Source organism: Psychrobacter immobilis, from assembly GCF_003148585.1.
GTDB lineage: Bacteria > Pseudomonadota > Gammaproteobacteria > Pseudomonadales > Moraxellaceae > Psychrobacter > Psychrobacter immobilis.
The window spans coordinates 1-24,787 of record NZ_QGGM01000017.1; the positions used below are offsets into that span (position 1 = coordinate 1).

Sequence of the window (24,787 nt, forward strand, 5' to 3'; positions counted from 1 at the left end):
TTACCGTGGTCAACGTGTCCGATTGTACCGACGTTGACGTGTGGCTTTACGCGTTCAAACTTGGCCTTTGCCATGGGTATTTCCTCTTTTTTTGGGGTCAAATGCTAAGCTCGTATAAATACGATCTTGACCACATTAAGATAATTGTTAAAAGGGTACACATACTAATGTGCAGATATTATAAGAAAATCACCGCCAATAACAAGTCTTTTAACCAATTATTGGCGTATTCTTCTATGACAACATAGAGATAATAGCTACATTGTCATATTTAATAGACGATTACTTACTCGTCATCATCTTTATTGTTGAATTTAGAGATGATGTCAGCAGCAACTGATTTTGGAATTTCAGCGTACTTTTGGAATTCCATTGAATAAGTAGCACGGCCTTGTGACATTGAGCGCATTTGTGTGGCATAACCAAACATTTCTGCTAATGGTACTTCGGCACGGATCTGCTTAGTACCGCCAGGTAGGTCTTCCATACCCTGTACTAAACCACGACGACGGTTAAGATCGCCCATGATATCGCCCATATAATCTTCAGGCGTTTCAACTTCAACTTTCATGATTGGCTCAAGTAGCGCTGGATCTGCTGCCATGAAGCCTTTTCTGAATGCCATAGAACCAGCCATCTTAAATGATAGCTCATCCGAGTCGACGTCATGGTAAGAACCGTCATACAAGGTCGCTTTTACGCCAACCACTGGATAACCAGCAAGTACGCCATTTTTCATGCGTTCTCGGATACCTTTATCAACAGCACCATGGAATTCTTTCGGTACCGTACCACCAACAACTTCTTCAGCGAATTCATATTCAGTATCGCCCGCTGGATCAAGTGGCTCAAGACGTAACCAAACGTGACCGAATTTACCACGACCACCAGTCTGACGTACGAATTTGCCTTCTTGCTCAACTGTGTTACGAATCGTTTCACGATAAGCAACCTGCGGCGCACCGATGTTCGCTTCAACGTTAAACTCACGCTTCATACGATCAACAAGAATCTCTAGATGCAGCTCACCCATACCACTGATGATTGTCTGGCCAGACTCTTCGTCAGTATGTACACGGAACGATGGATCTTCTTTCGCCAAACGACCTAAAGCGATTGACATTCTTTCTTGGTCAGCTTTGGTCTTAGGTTCAACCGCTAGGCTGATGACTGGATCTGGGAATTCCATGCGCTCAAGCGTGATAACATTTTGCTCATCACATAGCGTATCACCAGTCGTTACGTCTTTCATGCCGACCAATGCAGCGATATCACCAGTACGGATTTCTTGCAACTCTTCTTGAGAGTTAGCCATCATCTGTACGATACGACCAACGCGCTCACGCTTCATTTTAACTGGGTTATAAACACTGCTGCCTTGCGTCAAAACACCTGAATAAACACGAACGAAGGTTAAGTTACCAACGAATTTGTCATTCATGATTTTAAATGCTAAAGCTGAGAACGGTGCGTCATCTGATGCTTCACGAGTGCCTTCAGTTTCATCTTTGTCATCAAGGATACCTTTAATAGCAGGTACATCCATTGGTGCTGGAAGATACTGAATAACCGCATCCAACATCTTTTGTACACCTTTGTTTTTAAATGCAGTACCACAAAGTAATGGAATGATTTGGTTATCAATAGTCAATTGACGAATAGCAACGTTGATCTGCTCTACAGACAACTCGCCATTTTCTAAATACTCATTCATCAATTCTTCTGTTGCTTCAGCCGCATTTTCTACAAGAATCTCACGATACTCTTCTGCTTTTTCTTGTAGTTCAGCTGGGATTTCGCGCTCTTCAAACTCCATACCTTGAGATGCTTCATCCCAATAAAGAGCTTTCATGGTAACTAGATCGATAACGCCTTCGAAGTCATCTTCTTTACCAATTGGAATAACCAATGGCACAGGATTACCACCTAGACGAGTTTTGATCTGCTCAATAACACGATAGAAATCAGCGCCAACGCGATCCATTTTGTTTACAAATGCAAGGCGTGGAACCTTATATTTGTTAGCCTGACGCCATACGGTCTCAGACTGTGGCTGAACGCCGCCTACTGCACAGTAAACCATGCAAGCGCCATCAAGTACACGCATAGAACGTTCAACTTCGATCGTGAAGTCAACGTGACCTGGGGTGTCAATGATGTTGATACGATGTTCGTCAAACTGTTTTGCCATACCTGACCAAAAACAAGTCGTCGCTGCTGAGGTAATAGTAATACCGCGCTCTTGTTCTTGCTCCATCCAGTCCATAGTGGCTGCGCCATCATGTACTTCACCAAGTTTGTGACTAACACCGGTATAGAATAAAACACGCTCAGTAGTGGTTGTCTTACCAGCATCGATGTGCGCTGAGATACCAATGTTGCGATAGCGTTTTAGGGGAGTTTTACGAGCCATAGTGTTTTCCTAGGAAAAGTCGTGTATATAATAATGTATTGTGTCTCTACCTCATACTCTATGACAAAGCGGTCAGCTTCATATTACTTACTGATTATTGAGCCTAATACGGACAAAAAAAGAGCAAATACTAAGAATAGTGCGGCATCAGATTTGGGATGCTCTCTTGTGACAAGCATACTTAATTAAGAGAGACATCTTGATAGATGTCCGCCATCTCGTTGTTGATAGTCAAAAACTATTTACAACAAGATAAATGATGGCGGCAATCAATAGAATAAATAACAATGTAAGATTAGCTGACTTCAGCCAGCTAATCTAAAGCTACTACTAATAAACAGTAGCTTAGAAGCGGTAATGAGAGAACGCTTTGTTAGCATCTGCCATGCGGTGAACTTCGTCACGCTTTTTCATAGCAGCGCCTTTGCCATCAGCAGCATCATTCAATTCGCCAGCTAAACGCAAAGCCATTGATTTTTCAGAACGCTTAGCAGCAGCTTCAGCTAACCAACGCATAGCCAAGGCAGTACGACGGGAGGGGCGTACTTCCATTGGTACTTGGTAGGTTGCACCACCAACGCGGCGAGCTTTCACTTCTACCATTGGGCGTACATTTTCTAAAACTTCTTCGAAGAAAGATACTGGATCTTCGATTTTACGTTTTTCGCTTACTGTTTCAAGTGCACCGTAAACGATACGCTCAGCAGTAGATTTTTTACCATGACTCATTACATGGTTGATGAATTTTGCAACAGTTTGGCTACCAAACTTAGGATCCGGTAGGATCTCACGGGTAGCAACGACGCGACGTCTTGGCATAATAATAATCCTTTTCTTCAGGAGTGTCTGACATTCACAATCTCGCACCAATTAATATTGGATGGCGTTATATCGAGTTGTCAGTCAGCCTTACTGCACGGCGGTATGTTTTAACAGTGAATTATTAATTTAATAATACTGTCAACACCAGACCCATGCACAGTTAATGTTTGGTATAAAAAAGCTTAGCTAATAACGATTAGTTATTAAACTTTAGGCTTCTTAGCACCATATTTAGAGCGACCTTGCTTACGGTCTTTTACGCCTGCGCAATCTAATGCACCACGAACGGTGTGATAACGTACACCTGGTAGATCTTTTACACGACCACCACGGATAAGAACAACACTGTGCTCTTGTAAGTTATGACCTTCGCCGCCGATGTAGCTTGATACTTCATAGCCTGAAGTCAAACGTACACGACATACTTTACGCATGGCTGAGTTAGGTTTTTTAGGGGTAGTAGTATATACGCGAGTACATACACCACGACGTTGTGGACACGCTTCCAACGCAGGAACTTTTGACTTTTCCTTGATGGTTTTGCGACCTTTACGAATCAATTGGTTAGTTGTTGCCATGAGGCATCCTTCTCCCGTTTGGTATAAAACAAAAAAATGGGGAAACGCACCATCCATCTGACTTTAATGACAGATTTTGGTACACCCATTTTTAGGACAGTGTATTATAAAGAGTTGTTGCTGCTATTTCAACCACTTATGCGTGATTGCACTTTACAACATTTGATAGATATGCATTCACCCTACTACTATGACACTTTATCTATTTTTAGTTAAGAATCAGCTAAAAAGTAGATTGTCATACAGTATATCGAAAGTAGCGTCACGAACGATTTAAATAAGATGTTTGACTATAAATAAATAGCAATTTATGAGTACTAAATGGCGATATTATCTTGTTTTTCAAGAGAAAGAAGACACTATCGCCAAAATTAGTAGTAGATACGCAGCTCATAATCCTTCTATGATATAAACTGGCTTAAGAAAGAAGGTACTTAAGTCTGATTATTTAGGCGCCCTTATTTGCTTTTCTTGTTAGCCGTCTTGTTTGATTTGCTGTCATTGTCGTCTATCTGCGTTTCTTTCACGACCTTTTTATCAGCTTCTTGATGGTTATTTTTTTCTTCAGCAGTATCTTTCTTGCTATCGGTATCCTTGCTTGACTCTTTCTCAGCATCTTGCTGCTTGTCATTGTCAGCTGTTTTGTTTACCTTAGCTTCATTACCGCTATCATCAGTGATTGCACGATTGGCAAGTTTGGCTTCTGGGGCAAAAGTCGCTTGAGCCACGCCAATCACTTCATCAATGAGCTGGCTGTTGTAGCGCATACCAACGATAACAGCGGTAACTGGTAAGAATTTGCGTATCCATGTTAAATTGATTTTATCCAAGTCAATACCGACCTGACTGGCAATGCTGTCAACTTGTTCTGCATAAAAGTTGACGTTTTTATCCTTTAGACCTAGGTTTTTTAGCTCATTGTGTAGACCACTGCTTTGGGCATTATCCAATAAGCCTTTGCCGATACCAATACCTGCTAGCAATGCTTGTTTTTCTTGCATCTTGCTCAGATCAGCATTTGCTAGCAGCTCGTATGCCATCTTGACGCCTTGCTTACCTGTGAGGGGTTTATTGTAGACAGCACCCAACTGATAGACGGTACGTAATGATACCAATAAAAGCCAAAGCGTATCAGCCAGCAGACCAGGAAGCCCAGCCAAACCTGTTAAGCCCCCTATCGTTGCCAATGCACGGTTTTGATTGGCGATATCAGTGGCTAATGCATAACGCTCTTCATCATCTAAGCTTGCGATATTGGCGAAACGATGCTCATTAGGTAAATCAATCTGACTCCAGTTAGAAGCAAGGTTTGCCACTTGTGCAAAAGCGCTATCGACCGTCGACTGAAAAAAACTGTTTGGCACTACTTTTTTGGCATATTTACCATAAGTGGCAAAACGTGGCCCTAACAACTGCTGAGTGGCTTTTAACGTTTGCTCACGGAATAAATCCTGCTGATAGTCTTCATCGCCTAAGTTGACTGCTTTGTATTGACGCGGTTTGCCCGTCTTAGCATTCATGCTATCAATCATAGCGCCCATTCGCTCTAGATTATTGCGAGTAAAAGAGCCAACGGTAGTGATACCTTTAGAGAGAGTGCTACGCTTCGCCATCGTGATGTCCTTAATGTGATGAGTAATTTTGTTTTATTGTAAGCGATTTATAATAATAGATGTGCCATTCTAGTCAATCACTATAATCGATGTCAGTGCGAACAATGTTATCGCAATCACAAATTTTGTATCCAAAAGTATCACTTGATGTATGATTGATACCATCTTATAAGCTGTCTTCAAGCAAATGAGCTTTTTAGATGGCTTTAGACAGCAAGCGCGATTTTGTCGTTATTTTGCACTTGTACAAAGATTTTGGACGCTCGATACGTTATCATGTGCCATAACTCACAGTACACTTGTACTTCTATTTATAAGTAGTTCGTTACTTATAGATAATCAGTTACCAAGCATATAGTTTTACTATGATCATCACAATGATTGTAAAATGAGACTTTAACGCTCAACATACCCTAATATTAAATAATAGAAATACATACTTAAAAACGATTATTAAAAATAATTGTGAAAAATCGTTACTCATAAGGAATAGAATATGCGCCGCGTTGTTATCACTGGAGCAGGGATCGTCTCTTGTATCGGACATGATTTAGCCACGGTTACTGCCGCTCTAAAGCAAGGGCAGTCTGGCATTACATTTAATGAGGCTTATGCTGAGCATGGGTTTAAATCACACGTTAGCGGCAGTATCGACCAGTCGACGCTTGATACCAGTGGTATCGATCGTAAGTTGAAGCGGTTTTTTAGTGATGCCAGTCTATACGCTTATGTCAGTGCTTTAAACGCCATTGAGCAGTCTGGTTTGTCGCTTGAAACCATCAATAATAATCCACGCGTGGGCGTGGTCGCAAGCTCTGGCGGCGCATCGACAGAGAATATTGTCAATGCCATAGATGCCATGCGGGATAAAGGTCTGCGCGGTGTCGGCGCGATGGCTGTGCCAAAAACAATGGGCAGCTCAGTATCAGCGGCGCTTGCTACCGGTTTAAAAATCCAAGGCGTATCATACTCGCTCACCTCTGCTTGTGCGACGTCGACCCATTGCATCGGTCATGCGGCTGAACTTATTCAGTTAGGCAAAGCAGATGTGATACTCGCGGGTGGTAGCGAAGCGGAACACTGGACACAGTCTTGTATGTTTGATGCCATGGGTGCAGTCAGTACGCAATATAATGAGACACCGCAGCGCGCCTCAAGAGCTTATGATAAAGATCGTGATGGCTTTGTGATTGCTGCTGGTGGTGCGATGGTCGTGGTTGAAAGTCTAGAGCATGCACAAGCACGTGGTGCCAATATACTGGCTGAAATCGTCGGTTATGGTGCCAGCTCTGATGGCGCTGAAATGGTTGCGCCAAGTGGTGAAGGTGCCGTGCGCTGTATGCAGCAAGCACTGGCCGAAGCTGGTTTGCAAACTGTCGACTATATCAATAGCCACGGTACTAGTACGCCACTTGGTGACATCACTGAGCTTAAAGCCATTGCCAAAGTATTTAATAACGATATCAGTCAAGTACCTGCGATCAGCTCTACTAAATCTATGACAGGTCATAGCCTTGGTGCCGTTGGTGCGCAAGAACTGATTTATTGCTTATTGATGCTACAAGAAGGCTTCATTGCGCCCAGTATCAATGTTGATAATTTAGACCCTGCGGCTGAAGGTTTTGATATTGTCACCGAAATGCGTGAAGCCAAGCTTGAGACACTAATGAGCAACAGCTTTGGCTTTGGCGGTACTAATGCCACATTAATCATTAAAAAGTTTGACGCCTAACTATGCTCGCAGCACATCCTCTCAAAATTGAGCAGATAATGTCTGACCCATCGCCAGCTACTAAACCTAGCTGGCGTTTTGGTGACCTATCGTCTGCAGAACTTATGCCGCTGCTACAGCAGTATTTGATCGCACAAGATACTGAGGCAAACTGGCAATTGGTTTGGCTCAACAATGATGGTCAACCAGTGATTGGCTTATTGCCAAAAGTAAGCTGGTCTGTTTATGATTGCGCTGAAAACACGCTAGATTCGAACGAACAAGCAGCCCTTTATCAAGTCACAAAAACCTATCGTAACGCCGTTCACAATGATATCACTCATATGAGTTATAGCGACTGGCAAGATGAATTAATCAGTTATAGTCAAACTTATGAGACTGATAATGCAAACTCAGAATCAGTAAGCGATTTAAATGAAAAACCAAGTTATCATCATGGTCTGATAGGTTTTATTGGTTATGATATTGCGGCTCATGAGCTAAGCCCGGCCGCCAAAATTGAGCGAGCAGCACAGCCTTGTGCCGTATTAGGACATTATGATATTTACCTAAGACCTGATGGAAATGATGGCAACACGGGTTGGGAGTTAACGATAAAGGCAACTGCTAACGACTCTGAAAACGACTTTAATAATCAGCAAAAAAATAAAATGATCACGGCACTTGTCTCTTATTTAGATATAGTAGATAAAAGGCTGGCTGATGACTGTCTCAATAAAACGCAACTGACAGCATCATCAACGCCTGCTCCTTTAGTATTAAAGTCACGATGGTGCAAACAAGACTATCAACAAGCATTTAATCAAACCCAAAACTATCTACAGCAAGGCGACTGTTATCAAATCAACCTAACCCAAGAATGGCAAGGTTTTTTTGATCATAACCCCAGCGATAATAGCGCTTTGCCGATGCTGATTGATTACTTACCTGCTTTACATCGTAATACCCGAGCACCTTTTGCTGGATACTTAGCGGTTAATCCCTTTAACCGTGAAATCAAAGATAATACGTCCCAGCATCCATTTGAATTATTGAGCTGCTCGCCTGAATTGTTCTTTACATTTACCAAGGATATCGATACTGGCAAGCACCATATCATCACTAAGCCCATCAAAGGGACCATGCCGCGCAGCACCAATATTCAACAAGACCATGCTTATAAACAGCAACTGACTGATAGTGAAAAGGATCGCGCCGAAAACGTGATGATTGTCGATTTATTGCGTAATGACTTGGGTAAATATGCCAAGATAGGCAGCGTAAAAGTGCCGCAGTTATTCGCGATTGAGAGTTTTAGCAATGTGCACCATATGGTCAGCACCATTACCGCAGAATTACAGACGGACACTCACCCACTCGCCGTTTTGTTTGGTAGTTTGCCTGCTGGCTCAATTACTGGCACACCAAAAAAGCGAGCGGTTGAAATTATATCTGAACTAGAAACTGCGCCGCGCGGTGCTTATTGCGGCACATTGGGCTATATGAACTTTGATGGCAGTGGTCAATGGAATGTGCTCATTCGTACGCTGCAAGCTAACACTTCATCACATAATGAGTTGGATAAAAAAAGACATATCAGCTTATGGGCAGGCGGTGGTATCACTGTCGCCTCTGATTGCGATGCTGAATACCAAGAATGTTTGGATAAAGTCGGTAATCTATTAAGCGTTTTAACTCAAGAAAATATCCACAAATATCCTTAAGGTTGCTCTAAAAGTACGAGCAAAGAAATCCATAAAAAAGCCTGCGCAATACAATGTTGGCAGGCTTTTTTATCAATATAAGCATCGTCATTCAATTATTAACTGTCATAATCGCGAACCAGATATTAATCAGCAATAATTTCAGCCTCTTTCTGCAACATCTGTAGAGCATCTATCAAACGGTTGTTTTGCTCTGCTGTACCAGTAGTGATACGCAAATACTCATTGATGCGTGGCTTGTCAAAATGACGGACGATAATGCCTTGCTCACGTAACGCATTCGCTACCATATTGGCATTACCGTCTTTAGGGCGGGCAAAAACAAAGTTGGCATGCGATGGCAACACATCAAAACCTAACGCTGTCAGCTCTGCTGTCAGAGAGTGGCGTAAGTCGATGACTTGCTGGCAGGTCTGGGTAAAATACTCAACATCCAATACACTGGCAGTCGCCCCTACTTGCGCCAGCTTATCCAGTGGATAGCTATTAAAGCTGTTTTTCATACGGGTTAAGGCTTCAATCAATGAGGCATTACCAAAAGCCATACCGACACGTAATCCAGCAAGCGAACGTGACTTTGAAAAAGTTTGGGTCACAAGAATGTTGTCAAACTCATTGATTAAGCTCACTGCTGAAATTTCTGCATCTGAGCTACCGTCAGCTGCCTGCGCAAAATCAATATAAGCCTCATCAATCACAATCACTGAGTTTGAGTGCTCACTAGCCAGCTTGCGAATATCGGCAAGCGATAATAGCAGTCCAGTTGGGGCATTTGGATTGGCAATGATGATGCCGCTACAAGGCTGGCGATAGGCATCAGGATCAATACTAAAATCTTCTTCCAAGGCGATTTGTACCAGCTCGATACCAAAGGTCTGCGCATAGACTGGATAGAAACTATAGCTGATATCGGGTGCTAAAACAGGTCGCTCTTTTAGGAAAAAGCTGGCAAATACTAGCGCCAATACTTCATCAGAGCCATTGCCAACAAACACTTGGTTAATATCAATATCATAGAGTTGTGCCAATGCGGCACGCAAATCATCAGACTCAGGCGCTGGATATAAACGCAGATCATCCGCTTGCTGCTCTAGGACTTTTGCGATTGCCTCGCCTACTTTTGGTGACGGCGGGAATGGGTTTTCATTGGTATTTAATTTGCATAAATTTTCATGCTGAGGCTGCTCACCAGGAACGTAAGGTGACAAATTACGCGCTTTAGATGACCAAAGTCTGGTGTCTATCTTTAACTCACTCATAAGTTATCCTACTAATAAATTATTAAATATAAATCTCAAAAGTACAATTCAAAAGTAATCATTAAGCCACGTTACTGATAACGATAACGGGCTGAGCGCGCATGGGCTTCTAAGTCCTCACGTTGCGCTAAAATATCTGCGGTCTCAGCCAATGTTTTACTACCGGCTTCAGTACAATAAATAATAGAGGATTTCTTTTGGAAATCATAAACACCAAGCGGTGAAGAGAAACGCGCGGTGCCAGAGGTTGGCAACACGTGATTGGGTCCTGCACAGTAGTCACCAATCGCCTCAGGTGTGTGACGCCCCATGAAAATAGCACCTGCATGACGGATATCGTTGAGTAGCGCATCAGGATGATCAACTGACAACTCTAAATGTTCAGGGGCAACCCGATTAATCACGGCCATACCTTCCACGCGGTCTTTGACTAAAATAAGTGCGCCACGATTTTTTAGCGAATCGCGGGCGATATCGGCTTTTGGCAACTCTGCCAGCGCTTTTTCAATTTCAGCCGCTACTTCTGCAAGCTGCTGTTCACTGGTCGTGACAAAGATAGCTTGAGCGATACGGTCATGTTCAGCTTGTGACAATAAATCCATCGCCAACCACTCGGCGCGATCTTGCGCCTCGCCCTCTGCATAGACCAATACTTCAGAAGGACCAGCAATCATATCAATCCCAACTTGACCAAATACCGCGCGCTTTGCCGCTGCAACATATTTATTACCAGGGCCAGTGATTTTATCCACCGCTGGAATCGTTTCGGTACCATATGCCAAGGCAGCAACCGCTTGCGCACCGCCGATGGTAAAGACACGGTCGACTTGTGCCAAATGCGCAGCTGCCAATACCAATGGATTGAGCACGCCTTTTGGCGCTGGTACCACCATGATGACCTCTTTAACACCCGCCACTTTGGCAGGAATGGCATTCATCAATACAGAAGATGGATAAGAGGCCAAACCACCAGGGACATAGATGCCTACTCGATCAAGTGCGGTGACTTTTTGACCCAAGCGATTACCAAGCTCATCTTCATACTGCCAAGTCTCTTGTACTTGGCGCTCATGAAAGGTCTGCACACGCGTTGCTGCGGTGGTCAATGCGAATTTTACTGTATCATCAAGATTCGCAAACGCTTCAGCAAGCGCCTCTTTAGACAGCTCTAGCTCTTGCATTGTCGTCGCTGGATGCTGATCGAATTGCTGGGTTAACGCCAGTACGACGCTATCGCCATCATCCCGAACTTGCGCGATGATATCATCAACGGTCTTAAGTAAATCTGCATCATTGACGGTTTCAAAGGCAAGTAACTCTGTCAATTGACTGTCAAAATCGGCATCTTGGGTACTTAGTTGGCGCATGACTTAATCCTATATCTGAGCATAAAAGACTGCTGAAAATTAGCGATGTAAAAATGAGGGGTCTTGAGTATTAATAATAATTGTGATGGCTGATATACCAGTTTTCATATATTTAGTTTGTTCAGATTATACTAACCTCATACTTTCTGGCAAGCAAATACAACAAAACCAGTTTAGCACGCTATATCTATCTTATAGCGCTAAACTGGTTTAAAAATTTGTATGACAATGCTTAAGATTACCAATGATTAGTATCGTTTGATAAGACATTGATTCATTAGGAATTAATTTATGAAGCGCTGGCAATACTGTTTTTGAAGCTATCTAAAATCGGCTCAAGTAACGCAAATTTACGCTTGTAGCTCACTTGATTGACGATAAGGCGTGAGGACACATCGCAAATATGATCGCGTGCTTCAAGACCGTTGGCGCGTAACGTATTACCTGTATCAACCACATCGACGATCAAATCACCCAATCCGACCAACGGCGCAAGCTCCATAGAGCCATACAGTTTAATCACATCCACTTGCTGACCTTGGCTGGCAAAGTAAGCGCGTGCAACATTGACGTATTTGGTCGCAATACGTAGGCGACGATTGGGTAGCGGCGCATCTTTCACGCCAGCTGTCATCAACTTACACTGAGCAATTTGCAAATCAAGTAACTCATAGACATGGTTGGCACCATGCTCAAGCAACACATCTTTACCCGCCACTCCAAAGTCAGCCGCGCCATGTTCAACGTAGGTTGGCACATCACTGGCACGCAAAATTAATACACGCACATTGGGGTTTGAGGTTGGAAAAATAAGTTTGCGTGAGGCTTCAGGATCTTCTAATAACTCAACACCAGCTGCGCGTAGCAGTGGCATGGTCTCTTCTAGAATACGACCTTTTGATAAGGCCAGTGTTAAGCCTGAAAACTCATCATTTACTTCATTTAATAAACCATCATTTGGTAGGCTATTGCTTGCTTCAGTCATAATGACATCGTGTCCATGTGCAGTTAACACCCCCGCTGAAGGGGGGCTTTTAGTGGTAGATTACCAAGCTATTCATATCAATGCCAATCGTGTCAATCATTGAGGTCATGGATTTGATAAGCAAATCGATATTAGTCGTTAGTATTGATACGTTCGATATTGACCCCAAGCGCACGCAGCTTTTCTTCGACATGCTCATAGCCACGATCGATATGATAAATGCGATCGATTAAACTTTCACCTTCAGCAGTTGCCGCTGCCATCACCAATGACATAGACGCACGTAAATCAGTCGCCATCACAGGGGCAGCAGTGAAGTTTTCGACGCCTTTTACTACGGCCGTATGACCATCTACTTGGATAGAAGCGCCTAGACGATTAAGCTCAGGGACATGCATGTAGCGGTTTTCAAAAATGTTTTCGATAAAGGTACTTGTACCATCCGCCAGACACGCAATAGCCATGACCTGCGCTTGCATATCGGTTGGGAAACCTGGATGTGGCTGAGTACGGATATCAACCGCCTTAGGACGACCTTTCATCTGCGCACGAATCCAACCATCACCGCTGGTAATAATGGCACCCATGTCTTCGAATTTTTCTAACACAGGTGTTAGTAATAGCGCAGAGGTGTTTTTAGTCAACACATCGCCACGCGTCATGAGTGCGCCAGCAAGGTATGAGCCTGTTTCGATACGGTCTGGCACCACTGAATACTCACAACCATGTAAGCGCTCAACGCCTTCGATGGTCATGATCGAAGTACCGATACCGCTGATTTTAGCACCCATCGCAACCAACATATTGGCCAAATCAACGACTTCTGGCTCAAGTGCACAGTTACCTAAGACTGTAGTCCCTTTGGCAAGTGCGGCTGCCATAATGACGTTTTCAGTACCGCCCACGGTAATCATATCAAAAGAGTAGTTACAACCAATCAGCTTACCGCCTTTTGGCGCTTGTGCTTTTACGTAACCATTTTCGACACTAATTTCAGCACCCATCGCTTCAAAGGCTTTTAGGTGTTGGTCAACAGGACGTGAACCAATGGCACAGCCGCCAGGCAATGACACTTCTGCCTCACCAAAACGTGCTAGCAATGGTCCAAGCACTAAAATCGAGGCGCGCATGGTTTTTACTAAATCATACGGTGCATAGAAATTATCGATATTCTTGGTATCGCAGGTGACAGTATCGTCCTGCTTTTGGATTTTGATACCCATACCACCGATCAATTCAATCAACGTCCGCACATCTTGTAACGATGGCACATTGTGCAATGTCGTTGGCGTCTCGGCCAATATCATAGCGGCAAGTAACGGCAAAGCAGCATTTTTGGCGCCTGAGATAGTAACTTCCCCTGCGATACGACTACTACCAGTGATTAAAAATTGATCCATAGAAGTGACAACCTAACGATGAGTATTAAAATAGTGAAAATCAGACCAATCACACCCAGCCAATATAATAGCCAGTCTAATAAGCCCAATCATATGTATAACGGTCTAGCCTTTGGATTGAACGTCCCATTCAGCAGGCGTCAGCGCTTGAATATTGAGCGCATGAATATCGCCACTGGCGATCTTATCATTGACTAATGCATAAATCGCCTGCTGACGTTGCACGGCACGCTTACCTTCAAAACTGGCATCAACCACGCGTACATCAAACTTATTACCTTGATTGGCAGCTTGAATAAAAGCGTCTGGGAAGTGAGTCTGTAAAAATGCAATCAAATCGTCAGCGTTCATGCTCATAGAATATTCTGCCTTAAAGTGTCAGATAGGGTATAGATTTAAAGTGACGACATTATAACAAGAGTTTAAGCATCTTACAGTACTGTCTTACGCAACTGCACCTAACTTCTGATTGCCATCCATTATTTGAGCATTTTATCCAAATACGTCAGTACCTGCGCGCGCACATCATTGACCCAACGTAGCGGCGGTGCCATTGCACCAATACTGGTCGCATGACTGGCACCTTTTATTTCACCGTTTTCCACGGTGACGCCCGCCTCTTGCAACGCTTTGGTCATTTTAATCGTATTGGTCGCGTACACTACTTTGTCTTTTTCGGCAGTCAACAATAAATACGGGGGCTGCTCGCCTTTGATTTGACGGTCTGGCATAACGTCGTCTGGCGTAGCCTCAGCAGCAAAGGCGGTGGCGCTATCAAATTTACGGAAGTCATAACTATAAGGACCAGCAATACCCACGACCGCGGTAATATCCTTTGGCTTAATACCATAAGGCGCTAAAAAATCTTCATTGGCGACCGCTGCAACCGCGTTAAATGCACCAGCAGAATGTCCAATGACCGCCAAGCGTTTAGGATCAGCATGTAAGCTCGGAGCATTATTGATACTCCAAGCAATCGCTTGCGCCGTATCTTTGACATAATCAGGGTACACATGCTCAGGCGCTTTACGATAATTAATTACAGCGGTGACATAACCTGCTTGCGCCAAACTCTGACCAACAAAGGCATACTGTTCTTTATTGCCACTCTCCCACGAGCCACCGTGGACAAACACCACCATCGGATAGCTATCATTAATCGAACCATCATTGATGGCGCTTTGGGCTTTCATCGCTTGTGCTAATGGCTTGGGATAATAAATATCCAAATCTTGATCAGGCTCATCACCATAGAGAATGTTTTTGCTGACGCCAACGCCGCCACTAGCAGTAATGCCATTGACGATAGCCAGTGGCGATAGGGCTTGCGCATTCTGGGTGGCTAGGGCAACGCTACCCAGTGCTAAGGCGGCGACACCTGTGAATTTTAGAATGCCTACTTTGCTAGCAGTATTATTAGTCATGCTTTCATTATTTATTTTTTGACGGCTTTTATTATATTCTAAGCGCTTGCTTGCATCCTTCATTGCCAGTATCCCTATTATATTTATACATGGATCAAAATTAACAGCACCGCGATAGCCCTTTTATAAAATAAGCACTAATACTGTCTTGTCTATTCTTCGCTTTTTATATCTTACTGGCTGGCTCAGACGTTCTCGTGTTTTTCCTGTTAACAGTGTTTAGGTTTCTTGTCATTAAACACGGTTTAAACTGACGGGGCAAATAGCTTGCCCTACAAGCTATTTAACCACTGTTTTTTTGTTTCATTGATAAATAACAGCTGTATTTTAGAACACTTTTTACGGATCTTGATACAGGTCTATATATGGGCTTGATGACGGTTGCTCAACGGTTGTGCCATCTTCGGTCACGACGATAGGAGTCGATGTGCCAACGGACGCTGGCGCTTCAGAATTACTAATGCTAGCAGCATCCACAACGACTGGCGCTGAAGCAGGATTTACCAAGTTATTTTCAGACATAATGTCGTCTTTACTTATCTTTACGCCCCTGTCATCAACGACGGTCGTCAGCAGCACCAGCTCAGTCACACCAACGGTGCTATTGGCGATATCGATTAGGTGACTCTGCTGAGTCGGTGTCATACGTCCCATAATATAAACCACACCATCATTGGTCACGGCTTTGATCTGTGAGGCTTTGACACCATCACTCGCGGCTACTTTTGCCAGCAGCTTTGAGGTGATATAGCCATCATGAACCGTCGAGCTATAGCCTTTAGACGCGCTGACGTTTAGCTCATTATAGACATGACGCACATCTGGCATAGAGCTGACGACTTTTTCGACTTCTACTTTGATGGCCTCAGTGGGTACTTCGCCTGTCAATAACACTTCACTATTAAAGCTATCAATACCCATACGGCTGGTTTGTTGCAGGTCTTCTTTTAACCCATAAACATTGATTTTGACGGTATGTTCGATACTGCGATCCAGTAGTCGCTGCGGAATGGTACGCTCTGTCATTGGCACACCATACGTACCTTCTGTACTGTTGGTCAAATAATTGGTGGTACAGCCCGTAGTGACGATGCTGGTCATTAGCATGACGCCTACCGCGGTGCGGCGTGATGAGCCAAAAATAGCAGTGCGCAAATGCATCCGTGTCATGATTTACCTCTTAGAACATGAGTGTGACGATCGTATAAAGTCAATTGATTGAGCCAGTTTTAATCTAGTAACGTTTGTTTTGACAACTGTTAATTCAGTTAATAACAACTTAGCTACTTTACTTAATTTTTACTATCAGCGGTTAGGTTTTTGGTAACGCTTATTTGATGATAAGTACTTACTACCTTTTAGTTAGATTGCTTTTACATCCTATTATCACGTATCTACTATAAAAGCACTTTTGAGCCATTGTGGTTGATTTTCTATATTTTGACCACTGGTCTTAATATGATTACCTACCGTATCATAAGCGATGACATCGAACCGGCAGTCATAATCCTCATACTCAGGATGCTGTTGCAAAAAATATTGCGCCGTTTTAATCACTTTACGTTGTTTGCTTGCCGTCACGCTCAGTGCAGCACCACCAAAACCTGAACGCTGCCGTTGACGTACTTCAATGAATACCAGTGTCGACCATGCTGAACCTGTCTCCAGCATAATCAAATCCAGCTCACCCACTTTGGGCTGCTGCCAATTTTGGGCAATCAAAATCAATCCTTGCGATTGTAAAAACTCACACGCCTGCTGCTCGAACAGACTGCCTTGGCGCTGCTTTGGTGAAGTGAGGTTCAAAGGTTTATGACTGGACATAAGGTCGATAGGTCTGGTTAACATTTCAGAATTATCATAGCACATCATGCTAAACTAGCCACTTTCGCGTGCAGATGCTGGTATGGTGTTTTATGCTTTGCTTAAGCCCTATTTTTAACCAGTTTTGTCAGTCAGCGCGCCACATCATATTTTAATTCCCGCTTTTAACACTCCGAGGTTTTCATGTCCAGCCCTACCGCGATGCCAGCTTGTCTATATATCGTTGCCACGCCGATTGGCAATTTAAGCGATATGACGCCGCATGCCATTGATGTTTTAAAGCAAGTCGCCATCATTGCCTGTGAAGACACCCGTACCTCAGGTAAGCTATTGTCGCATTTTGGCATTGATACCAAAGGCAGTAAAGCCGACGACGAAAAAGAGTCAGAAACTCCTAACACTAAAAATAATACCGATAATAACGTGACAGACGCTGATATCGCGACCAAGCAAAAAGGTCATAACAAGCTTTGGGCATACCATGAGCACAATAGTGCCATTCAAACACCCAAAATTATCGAGATGATCGAGCAAGGTCATTCGGTTGCTTTGATTAGTGATGCCGGTACGCCACTCATCAGTGATCCAGGTTATCAACTGGTACAGGCCGCTCATGCCGCAGGCGTTAGAGTCTCTCCTATCATTGGTGCCTCTGCTGCCATTGCCGCACTGTCAGTCGCAGGATTGCCCTCAGACCGCTTTAGCTTTATTGGGTTTTTACCTGCCAAAACCCACGGTCGCCAAAAACAGCTTACCGCTCTAAACACACGTACTGAAACGTTGATATTTTATGAAGCGCCGCATCGTATTATCGCCAGTTTAGAAGACATGGCGGCGGTATTTGGCGCAGATCGTGAAGTCACTTTTTGCCGTGAATTGACCAAAACTTTTGAGACTGTCCATAAAAGCACTCTTGGGGATTTGGTGGAATTTGTCAAAGCTGATGACAATCAACAGCGCGGTGAGATAGTCGTGGTCGTCGCTGGCGTGAATGTGGCGCAGGATGCGGATGACATCAGTATTCATGATAAATTATTGCAGCGCTTGCTTGAGGACTTATCGGTTAAAAAAGCCGCTGCATTGGGCGCTGATATCACTGGCGTCAAAAAGAATGCGCTATATCAGCGCTTACTTGAGCTACAAGCTGAATAATTTTTGGATATTAATATTACAGACAGTTATAAAACTATTGAGGAGAAGTGAGCAATGTACAATGTAATGGCGATAGGCAACGCATTGGTTGACCATGAATATGTATTGTCAGATGCGGCGCTAGAAGAGACTGATTTGACCAAAGGCAATATGACGCTGGCAGGTATCGACGAGCAACAGCAATTATTGGCGTATTTTAAGCTGGCAGAAATTGCACCATCAAAGCAGGCTGGTGGTGGCTCAGCGGCCAATACGATGTATACCTTTGCCAGTTTAGGCGGCAAGCCATTTTATGCATGTCGCGTTGGTGACGATCAACAAGGCGAGTTTTATCTAAAAGACTTACATGAAGCAGGTGTTGCAACTTCAGAAAAGTCTATCCATGCAGGCGGAGTAACGGGTTCATGTGTGGTCGCAGTGACTGAAGATGGCGAGCGCACCATGCAAACTTATCTCGGCACTTCAAGCGAAATCACCGCAGAAAATGTCGATTTTGATGCGCTGACACAAGCTGACTGGCTATATATAGAAGGCTACTTGGCCATGACTGAGAGTATTCAGCCTGCCATGACTCAGTTGCGTCAACAAGCAGGGATTCATTCTGCAAAAATTGCCGTAAGTTTTGCTGATCCTGCCGTGGTGAAGCTTGCCAAAGACGGTTTACTCAATATGCTGGGCAATAAAGTGGCAGTGATATTCTGTAATAGTGAGGAAGCCAAACTCTTTACAGACAAAAAACAAGTCAAGGCAGCCGCACGCGCACTGCTTGAGTATTGCCAGACGGCAGTCGTCACTGATGGTGCCAATGGTGCAACGATCGCCCATAAAGCTGATGACAAATCAGAGATTGAGATTTATGAAGTTGCTACACCAATCGTTACTAATGTCATTGATACCAACGGTGCCGGTGATAATTACGCAGGAGCATTTTTATACGCGTTGTCGCAGCACTATAGCTTGCCTGAATGTGGTCGTCTTGCCAGCGAAGTGGCGGCGCAGGTGATTCAACAGTTTGGACCACGATTGGCCTCACAAGATTATAGAGATATTGCAAAGCGTGTACTATCTGCTTAACTTATAAAAATCTGTCATTGCCGATAATAAAAAAAGCCCATATCGATTGATATGGGCTTTTTTATTATTAATTATGAGACAAATTATTCAGTTCACATTGCTCAGCTCACATGGCTCAGTTCAATAAAAAGCGTTTAATACTAAGCCGAGGCTAATGCTTGCGCAAGATCCGCTTTGATATCTTCGATGTGCTCGATACCAATTGATAAACGAACCATATCAGTGCTTACACCTGCATTTTCGAGCTCTTGCTCATTGAGCTGGCGATGGGTCGTTGTCGCTGGATGACAGGCTAGTGATTTGGCATCACCGATATTGACCAAACGAGTAATCAATTGCAGCGCATCGATAAAGCGCGCACCTGCTTCTAGACCACCTTTGACTCCAAAGGTCAAAATAGCAGAAGGCGTGCCTTTCATATATTTTTTGGCAAGCTCGTGCTCAGGATGATCCGGTAAACCCGCATACTTTACCCAGGCAACTTTATCATGGTCACGTAGATATTCTGCAACGGCTTGGGCGTTCTGTACATGGCGCTCCATACGTAGACTCAATGTCTCCATGCCCTGCAAAATACCAAAAGCATTGAGCGGGCTAAGTGCCGCGCCAGTATTACGCAGCGGTGCCACACGAGCACGAGCGATAAAGGCTGCTGCACCGACATCTTTGACAAAGTTCACACCGTGATAACTATGATCTGGCATGTTCAATAAGGGAAAACGCTCAGGATAGTCGCCCCATGCGAATTTACCACTATCGACAATCGCACCACCAATCGAGGTTCCCGTACCACTCATATATTTGGTCAATGAATGAATCACGATATCCGCACCAAACTCAAAAGGACGACATAACGCAGGCGTCGCAACCGTACTATCAATCACGACTGGCACACCATATTCATGTGCGATATCACTTAATGCCTGAATATCAACGATGTTGCCTAATGGATTACCGATGCTTTCGGCAAAGACCATTTTGGTTTTGTCATCAATCAAATCACGAATCGCCTCAGGGTTTTTGTGGTCAAAGAAGCGGACTTCGATACCTTGACGCGGCAATGCGTGGGCAAATAAATTATAAGTACCACCATACAAGGTCGACACAGCAACGATATTATCGCCCGCTTCACAGATGGTTTGGATCGCATAAGTAATGGCTGCCATGCCAGATGCTACTGCAAGGGCACCGATACCGCCTTCGAGCGCCGCGACGCGTTCCTCCAACACGGCATTGGTCGGGTTCATAATACGGGTATAAATATTGCCTGCAACTTTTAGATCAAACAAATCAGCACCATGCTGAGTGTTATCAAAGGCGTACGAGCTGGTGTGATAAATAGGCACTGCGACCGCTTTGGTCGTTGGCTCAACGCTATAACCGGCGTGAATTGCCAAGGTCTCAAGACGTTGAGGCGTCGCTGATTTTTGGGCTGTTTGCTGGGCTGCTTGTTCGTCACTCATTATATATTCCTTTATTTCGATAAAAGTTATTAATCAATAAATGACTAATCAACAAATTATTAATTAACAATCTACCACTGAAAATTCAGCTAAAAAACAATTTACCAAATCATAGCAATAAAAAAAGCCAAGTTCATCAAAACTTGGCTTTTTAATTAAAATAACTCTTCAGATATTACTTAACGCTTTGGCTTTTACTGAGATTTCTATTTATAGTAAGCGTTTTCGGTACGGGTATGATCGGTTTCATCAATCACTTGGGTCAGCTCTGGAATTTGTTGTTTCAGCTGCACTTCAACGCCTTGACGTAAGGTCATGTCAACGGCTGAACAGCCTTGGCAACCACCACCAAATTTTAATACCGCAGTCAGCCCAACGCCTTCTTCATCAATCAGCTCTAGCAACTGTACGTCACCGCCATGCGCTGCTAAGCCGGGATTAATCTCTGACTGCAATACGTAGTTGATACGCTCTTCGACACTGGCATCTGCACCCACTTTAGGTACTTTAGAATTTGGTGCACGGAAGGTCAGCTGACCACCAAAACGGTCTTTATTATAATCAATCACCGCATCTTCTAAATAAGGAACGGACGCCGCTTCGATAAACGCAGAAAAACTGTCATACGTAAAACGCAGGTCAGCGCTATCCTCTTCGCCCGGTTGGTTATAAGCCATACAGCACTCTGCACGCGGCGTACCTGGATGCTCAACGAAAATACGCACGCCGATACCATCGGTATCCTGCTTGGATAACAAATCTGCTAAGTAGCTTTGGGCTGACTCAGTAATAGTAATATTGCTTTTTGCTACAGTTTGCTCAGTATCTAGCGCTGATTCATAGTCTGCTGACTGGTCTAGTTGGCTCTCAGCTTGGTTGTGCTCACTCATAATATGTCCTATGCGTTATGACACAAACGCTATATCTGTCATGGCTACTGTGTCGTGAATTTAAAATTAGGTAGCGGGTATAAGTTATGCGGGTTATCAATCATTACGGTCTGTTGTCTTAAAATACGGACTGCCGTTGTTATAACATTTTGCTCAATTTATAGCAGCTATTATAACGTACTCAGACGACAATTCCGACTGCGCTACTGTGAATTAAACCAAAATGCTCACAAATGACTGCTATCGGTTTTATCAATGCTTTATTAACAATGACGAAATAGTTACGATAAATAGCGCTTATCTAATGATTGATATATCCCCTACTATATAAAGACAGCTACCGTGATTATCAAGCACCTAGAACACTAACTAACCACCTACTTTCTTCCGAATACTATGGCATGTCTAACACTGTGTGAAACCATACAACCAAAGCACTTATCATGCTTGCTATTTTCTAGCGCTAGTTTTAGATCTATTTACAAGGTAAAGTGTATTGTCCTAAATATCTTCTTATAGGTTTACTTATTGATCATTATATTAGGCATTCTTGTTGCCCTTATTATAGTCGTCGCGCTTTTAGTACCGGAGGGTGTTGACTATACCAAAGCTGTAAAAGAAATTATGTCTCGCTATATCAAAATTCATGTAGCGTTGGTATTTTTTCGCAATCCATTACTCCAGTTGATATTCTTTTATATTGACTATAGAGATCGCTTAGATATCGAAGAAAAGAGGATGTTCAAACGTTATTTTATAACGCAATTTTTTAGCATCTTTATATTTATTACTATAATTTTCATTGTTAAACATTACATTTAAGCTAGCAGAAACTTCATATTTTAGTTGAATCAATCTTATGATGACACAAACACTGAATCTAGTAACGACCAAAGACGACGAACAAATCGCCGTTTGGAAGATTGTGGATAATACAAAAGACGAAACAAAGAGCGATACCTCTACCACCAATACCTTTGCCATAAAATCGCAAAACATATTTTTGACGCACGGCACGTTTTCGGACAAACAAACCTGTCTGAAAATCGCTGAGTATCTAGCCCGCCTCGGTCATCATTGCTACATCATGGAATGGCGCGGTCATGGCGCAAGCTCAATACCCAAAGAAAAATTCAACTTCGAAACGGTTGCAACCTATGACTATGAAGCGACTTTTCGCTATCTTTTTGAGGAATTAAAACTCGATAATCTACATTGCGTCACCCACAGCGGCGGCGGGGTTGGTTTAACGATGTTTTTGATCCAGCATCCCTGCTATATCGATAAAATTAATAGCGCCAGCATGTTTGCCTGCCAAGCTTATGGCGCTGCAATAAATCCGATAAATCATACTAAAATTCTTGTAGCAAAATTATTCACGCGGCTGGTTGGCTATATCCCTGCTAAAAAAATCAAGCTAGGGCCTTTTAATGAAAGCTATCATATGATGAACCAGTGGTACGACTGGAATCTACAAAAAAACTTTAACAGCAGTTTTCTTAAGCAACGTACATTTAATACAGCCAGCATGGATACATTCGCCGCTAATGATGCACCTTTAGACTACCGGCAACAGATGCCAAAAATCACGATACCTATCTATGCTATCAGCGCAAAAGGCGACAATTTCATCTCCCCTACTCGTGGTTGTCAGCTGTTTTTTGAACCCTTTAAAAACCCTGCCAATATTTTTCGAGAATACTCGCTCAGCCATGGGGATTTGGACGATTATACGCACAGCCGCATTATGATCAGTCGTAACGCCGCTCACGAAATTTGGCCAACAGTTACCGCGTGGATTGAGCAGCATGCCCGTTAAAATAGCGGTGCGGTTGTAGCCTAACTACAGCATGGTACGGACTATAACCAAAAACCGCACACCTCTAAACATCTTTATACTTGTCAGCGAGTGATAGGCTGTGTCAGTATTGGCGTCATTACTTTTTACTCAATAAATTTTAACCAATGAAATATCCGTAGTAGGAAAGTGGCGTATATGAGCGAATCATCAGAGCAAAGTTCAGCTAAAGACAATAAACACTATCGTTATTTGGTTTTTATCGGGCGTTTCCAGCCCTTCCATCGTGGACATAAAGCGGTCATCGACGAAGCATTGAAGCGTGCTGATAATGTCATTATGTTGATCGGCTCTGCTAACTTACCGCGTAGTTTACGCAATCCCTTTAGTGTCGCTGAGCGTGCTGCCATGATTAAAGGCGCGTATTCAGCAGCAGAAGCGGCACGCATTCACTGCGTTGCTCTAGATGATGCACTCTACAACGACACGCGATGGCTACAGTACGTGCAAGCAGGCGTGAAGTCTGTCACTGGTGATTTGCAAACTGATATCGGCTTGATTGGTCATTCGAAAGACAGCTCCTCATATTATTTATCGCTATTCCCCAACTGGGCGTCCGTCTCAGTACCGAGCTATCACAATCTATCCGCCACCCCAATTCGTGATAGCTATCTAATGGGCGCGACCCCGACTCCTGAACGCACGCCTGAATCGACGCGCAAGGTTCTGAATGATTTCAAAAAGACAGACGAATATCAAAATCTGCACGAAGAAGCGGACTTTATTGATAAATATAAAAGACAGTGGGAATCAGCGCCTTATCCACCAACCTTTATGACAGCAGATGCCCTAATTGTCCAGTCAGGACATATTCTATTGGTTGAGCGTCGTAGTATGCCAGGGCGCGGATTGTGGGCACTGCCGGGTGGGTTTTTAAACCCAAAAGAGACACTATTTGACGCCTGTATCCGTGAGCTCCGTGAGGAGACTCGCCTTAAAGTCCCTGAGCCAGTATTGCGCGGCTCTTGTCATAGTCAGCATACCTTTGACGACCCATATCGCTCAGCACGTGGTCGTACGATTACCCAAGCCTTTTATTTTCAACTTAAAAATGACCCAAAAGGCTTGCCAAAAGTGAAAGGCGGCGACGATGCAGCCACGGCTTTTTGGTTACCACTCGCTGAGCTTGACGCTACCATGATGTTTGAAGACCATTATGCAATTATTACTAAAATGGTTGGTTTGTAGGTTTTATCAGACGATTATCCGATTTTTCATTAACAATTTTCC

At 43.6% G+C, this 24,787-nt stretch carries 20 protein-coding genes and 1 pseudogene; 6 read left to right on the top strand and 15 right to left on the bottom strand.

Annotated features, from left to right (window positions below):
* The 5 genes and pseudogenes from C8D84_RS13795 to C8D84_RS11940 all read right to left on the bottom strand — a co-directional run.
* Positions 1-74, bottom strand: a pseudogene (locus tag C8D84_RS13795) (hypothetical protein); the annotation flags it as partial.
* 212 nt (positions 75-286) lie between these two features.
* Positions 287-2,413 (bottom strand): elongation factor G, encoded by a 2,127-nt coding sequence (fusA, locus tag C8D84_RS11925; RefSeq protein WP_109592406.1) that lies wholly within the window; start codon positions 2,411-2,413, stop codon positions 287-289.
* Between the two features lie 345 nt (positions 2,414-2,758).
* Positions 2,759-3,232 (bottom strand): 30S ribosomal protein S7, encoded by a 474-nt coding sequence (gene rpsG / locus C8D84_RS11930; protein WP_021814163.1) that lies wholly within the window; start codon positions 3,230-3,232, stop codon positions 2,759-2,761.
* 206 nt (positions 3,233-3,438) lie between these two features.
* Positions 3,439-3,813, bottom strand: a complete 375-nt coding sequence (rpsL, locus tag C8D84_RS11935) for a 30S ribosomal protein S12 (RefSeq protein ID WP_011281154.1) — start codon at positions 3,811-3,813, stop codon at positions 3,439-3,441.
* Between the two features lie 458 nt (positions 3,814-4,271).
* Positions 4,272-5,426, bottom strand: a complete 1,155-nt coding sequence (locus tag C8D84_RS11940) for an EcsC family protein (protein WP_109592409.1) — start codon at positions 5,424-5,426, stop codon at positions 4,272-4,274.
* A gap of 496 nt (positions 5,427-5,922) precedes the next feature.
* Here C8D84_RS11940 and C8D84_RS11945 point away from each other — a divergent pair, with 496 nt between their 5' ends.
* Both C8D84_RS11945 and C8D84_RS11950 read left to right on the top strand, forming a co-directional pair.
* The gene (locus tag C8D84_RS11945) at positions 5,923-7,158 is read left to right on the top strand and encodes a beta-ketoacyl-ACP synthase II (protein WP_109592411.1); all 1,236 of its coding nucleotides are present in this window, start codon (positions 5,923-5,925) and stop codon (positions 7,156-7,158) included.
* 38 nt (positions 7,159-7,196) lie between these two features.
* Positions 7,197-8,861, top strand: coding sequence for an anthranilate synthase component I family protein (locus C8D84_RS11950; RefSeq protein ID WP_228244545.1), 1,665 nt, complete (start codon positions 7,197-7,199; stop codon positions 8,859-8,861).
* 125 nt (positions 8,862-8,986) lie between these two features.
* Here the strand turns inward: C8D84_RS11950 and hisC are convergent, their stop codons facing one another.
* From hisC to C8D84_RS11990, 8 genes are all read right to left on the bottom strand, one after another.
* Positions 8,987-10,120, bottom strand: a complete 1,134-nt coding sequence (hisC, locus tag C8D84_RS11955; RefSeq protein WP_109592415.1) for a histidinol-phosphate transaminase — start codon at positions 10,118-10,120, stop codon at positions 8,987-8,989.
* 71 nt (positions 10,121-10,191) lie between these two features.
* Positions 10,192-11,487 carry a histidinol dehydrogenase gene (hisD, locus tag C8D84_RS11960; RefSeq protein ID WP_109592417.1) on the bottom strand — a complete coding sequence of 432 codons (1,296 nt, stop codon included), beginning with the start codon at positions 11,485-11,487 and terminating at the stop codon, positions 10,192-10,194.
* A 289-nt stretch (positions 11,488-11,776) separates the two neighbouring features.
* Complete coding sequence (gene hisG, locus C8D84_RS11965) at positions 11,777-12,472, bottom strand: ATP phosphoribosyltransferase (RefSeq protein WP_045447985.1); 696 nt, start codon at positions 12,470-12,472, stop codon at positions 11,777-11,779.
* Positions 12,473-12,603: 131 nt separating this feature from the next.
* Positions 12,604-13,872 carry a UDP-N-acetylglucosamine 1-carboxyvinyltransferase gene (gene murA, locus C8D84_RS11970; protein ID WP_109592419.1) on the bottom strand — a complete coding sequence of 423 codons (1,269 nt, stop codon included), beginning with the start codon at positions 13,870-13,872 and terminating at the stop codon, positions 12,604-12,606.
* A gap of 105 nt (positions 13,873-13,977) precedes the next feature.
* Positions 13,978-14,223 (bottom strand): BolA/IbaG family iron-sulfur metabolism protein, encoded by a 246-nt coding sequence (locus tag C8D84_RS11975; protein WP_025652491.1) that lies wholly within the window; start codon positions 14,221-14,223, stop codon positions 13,978-13,980.
* A gap of 128 nt (positions 14,224-14,351) precedes the next feature.
* Positions 14,352-15,359 (bottom strand): alpha/beta hydrolase, encoded by a 1,008-nt coding sequence (locus tag C8D84_RS11980; protein ID WP_228244546.1) that lies wholly within the window; start codon positions 15,357-15,359, stop codon positions 14,352-14,354.
* 276 nt (positions 15,360-15,635) lie between these two features.
* A complete protein-coding gene (locus C8D84_RS11985) occupies positions 15,636-16,466 on the bottom strand; it encodes a BON domain-containing protein (protein ID WP_109592421.1) in 831 nt (276 codons plus the stop codon).
* A 216-nt stretch (positions 16,467-16,682) separates the two neighbouring features.
* Positions 16,683-17,168, bottom strand: coding sequence for a YraN family protein (locus C8D84_RS11990; RefSeq protein WP_109592423.1), 486 nt, complete (start codon positions 17,166-17,168; stop codon positions 16,683-16,685).
* Positions 17,169-17,303: 135 nt separating this feature from the next.
* On the opposite strand from C8D84_RS11990, the gene rsmI reads away from it, so the two are divergent.
* Both rsmI and C8D84_RS12000 read left to right on the top strand, forming a co-directional pair.
* The gene (gene rsmI / locus C8D84_RS11995; RefSeq protein WP_109592425.1) at positions 17,304-18,272 is read left to right on the top strand and encodes a 16S rRNA (cytidine(1402)-2'-O)-methyltransferase; all 969 of its coding nucleotides are present in this window, start codon (positions 17,304-17,306) and stop codon (positions 18,270-18,272) included.
* Between the two features lie 54 nt (positions 18,273-18,326).
* The gene (locus tag C8D84_RS12000) at positions 18,327-19,346 is read left to right on the top strand and encodes an adenosine kinase (RefSeq protein ID WP_109592427.1); all 1,020 of its coding nucleotides are present in this window, start codon (positions 18,327-18,329) and stop codon (positions 19,344-19,346) included.
* A gap of 140 nt (positions 19,347-19,486) precedes the next feature.
* Here C8D84_RS12000 and C8D84_RS12005 read toward each other — a convergent pair whose 3' ends face one another.
* Positions 19,487-20,809: an O-acetylhomoserine aminocarboxypropyltransferase/cysteine synthase family protein gene (locus tag C8D84_RS12005; protein WP_109592429.1), complete on the bottom strand. Its 1,323-nt coding sequence runs from the start codon at positions 20,807-20,809 to the stop codon at positions 19,487-19,489.
* Positions 20,810-21,015: 206 nt separating this feature from the next.
* On the bottom strand, positions 21,016-21,699 hold the full coding sequence (gene nfuA / locus C8D84_RS12010; RefSeq protein WP_045455268.1) for a Fe-S biogenesis protein NfuA: 684 nt from the start codon (positions 21,697-21,699) through the stop codon (positions 21,016-21,018).
* Positions 21,700-22,558: 859 nt separating this feature from the next.
* Here nfuA and C8D84_RS12020 point away from each other — a divergent pair.
* Together C8D84_RS12020 and C8D84_RS12025 are read left to right on the top strand one after the other, a co-directional pair.
* The gene (locus tag C8D84_RS12020; RefSeq protein WP_109592431.1) at positions 22,559-23,518 is read left to right on the top strand and encodes an alpha/beta fold hydrolase; all 960 of its coding nucleotides are present in this window, start codon (positions 22,559-22,561) and stop codon (positions 23,516-23,518) included.
* 177 nt (positions 23,519-23,695) lie between these two features.
* A complete protein-coding gene (locus tag C8D84_RS12025; protein ID WP_055125886.1) occupies positions 23,696-24,745 on the top strand; it encodes a bifunctional nicotinamide-nucleotide adenylyltransferase/Nudix hydroxylase in 1,050 nt (349 codons plus the stop codon).
* Positions 24,746-24,787 lie beyond the last annotated feature (42 nt).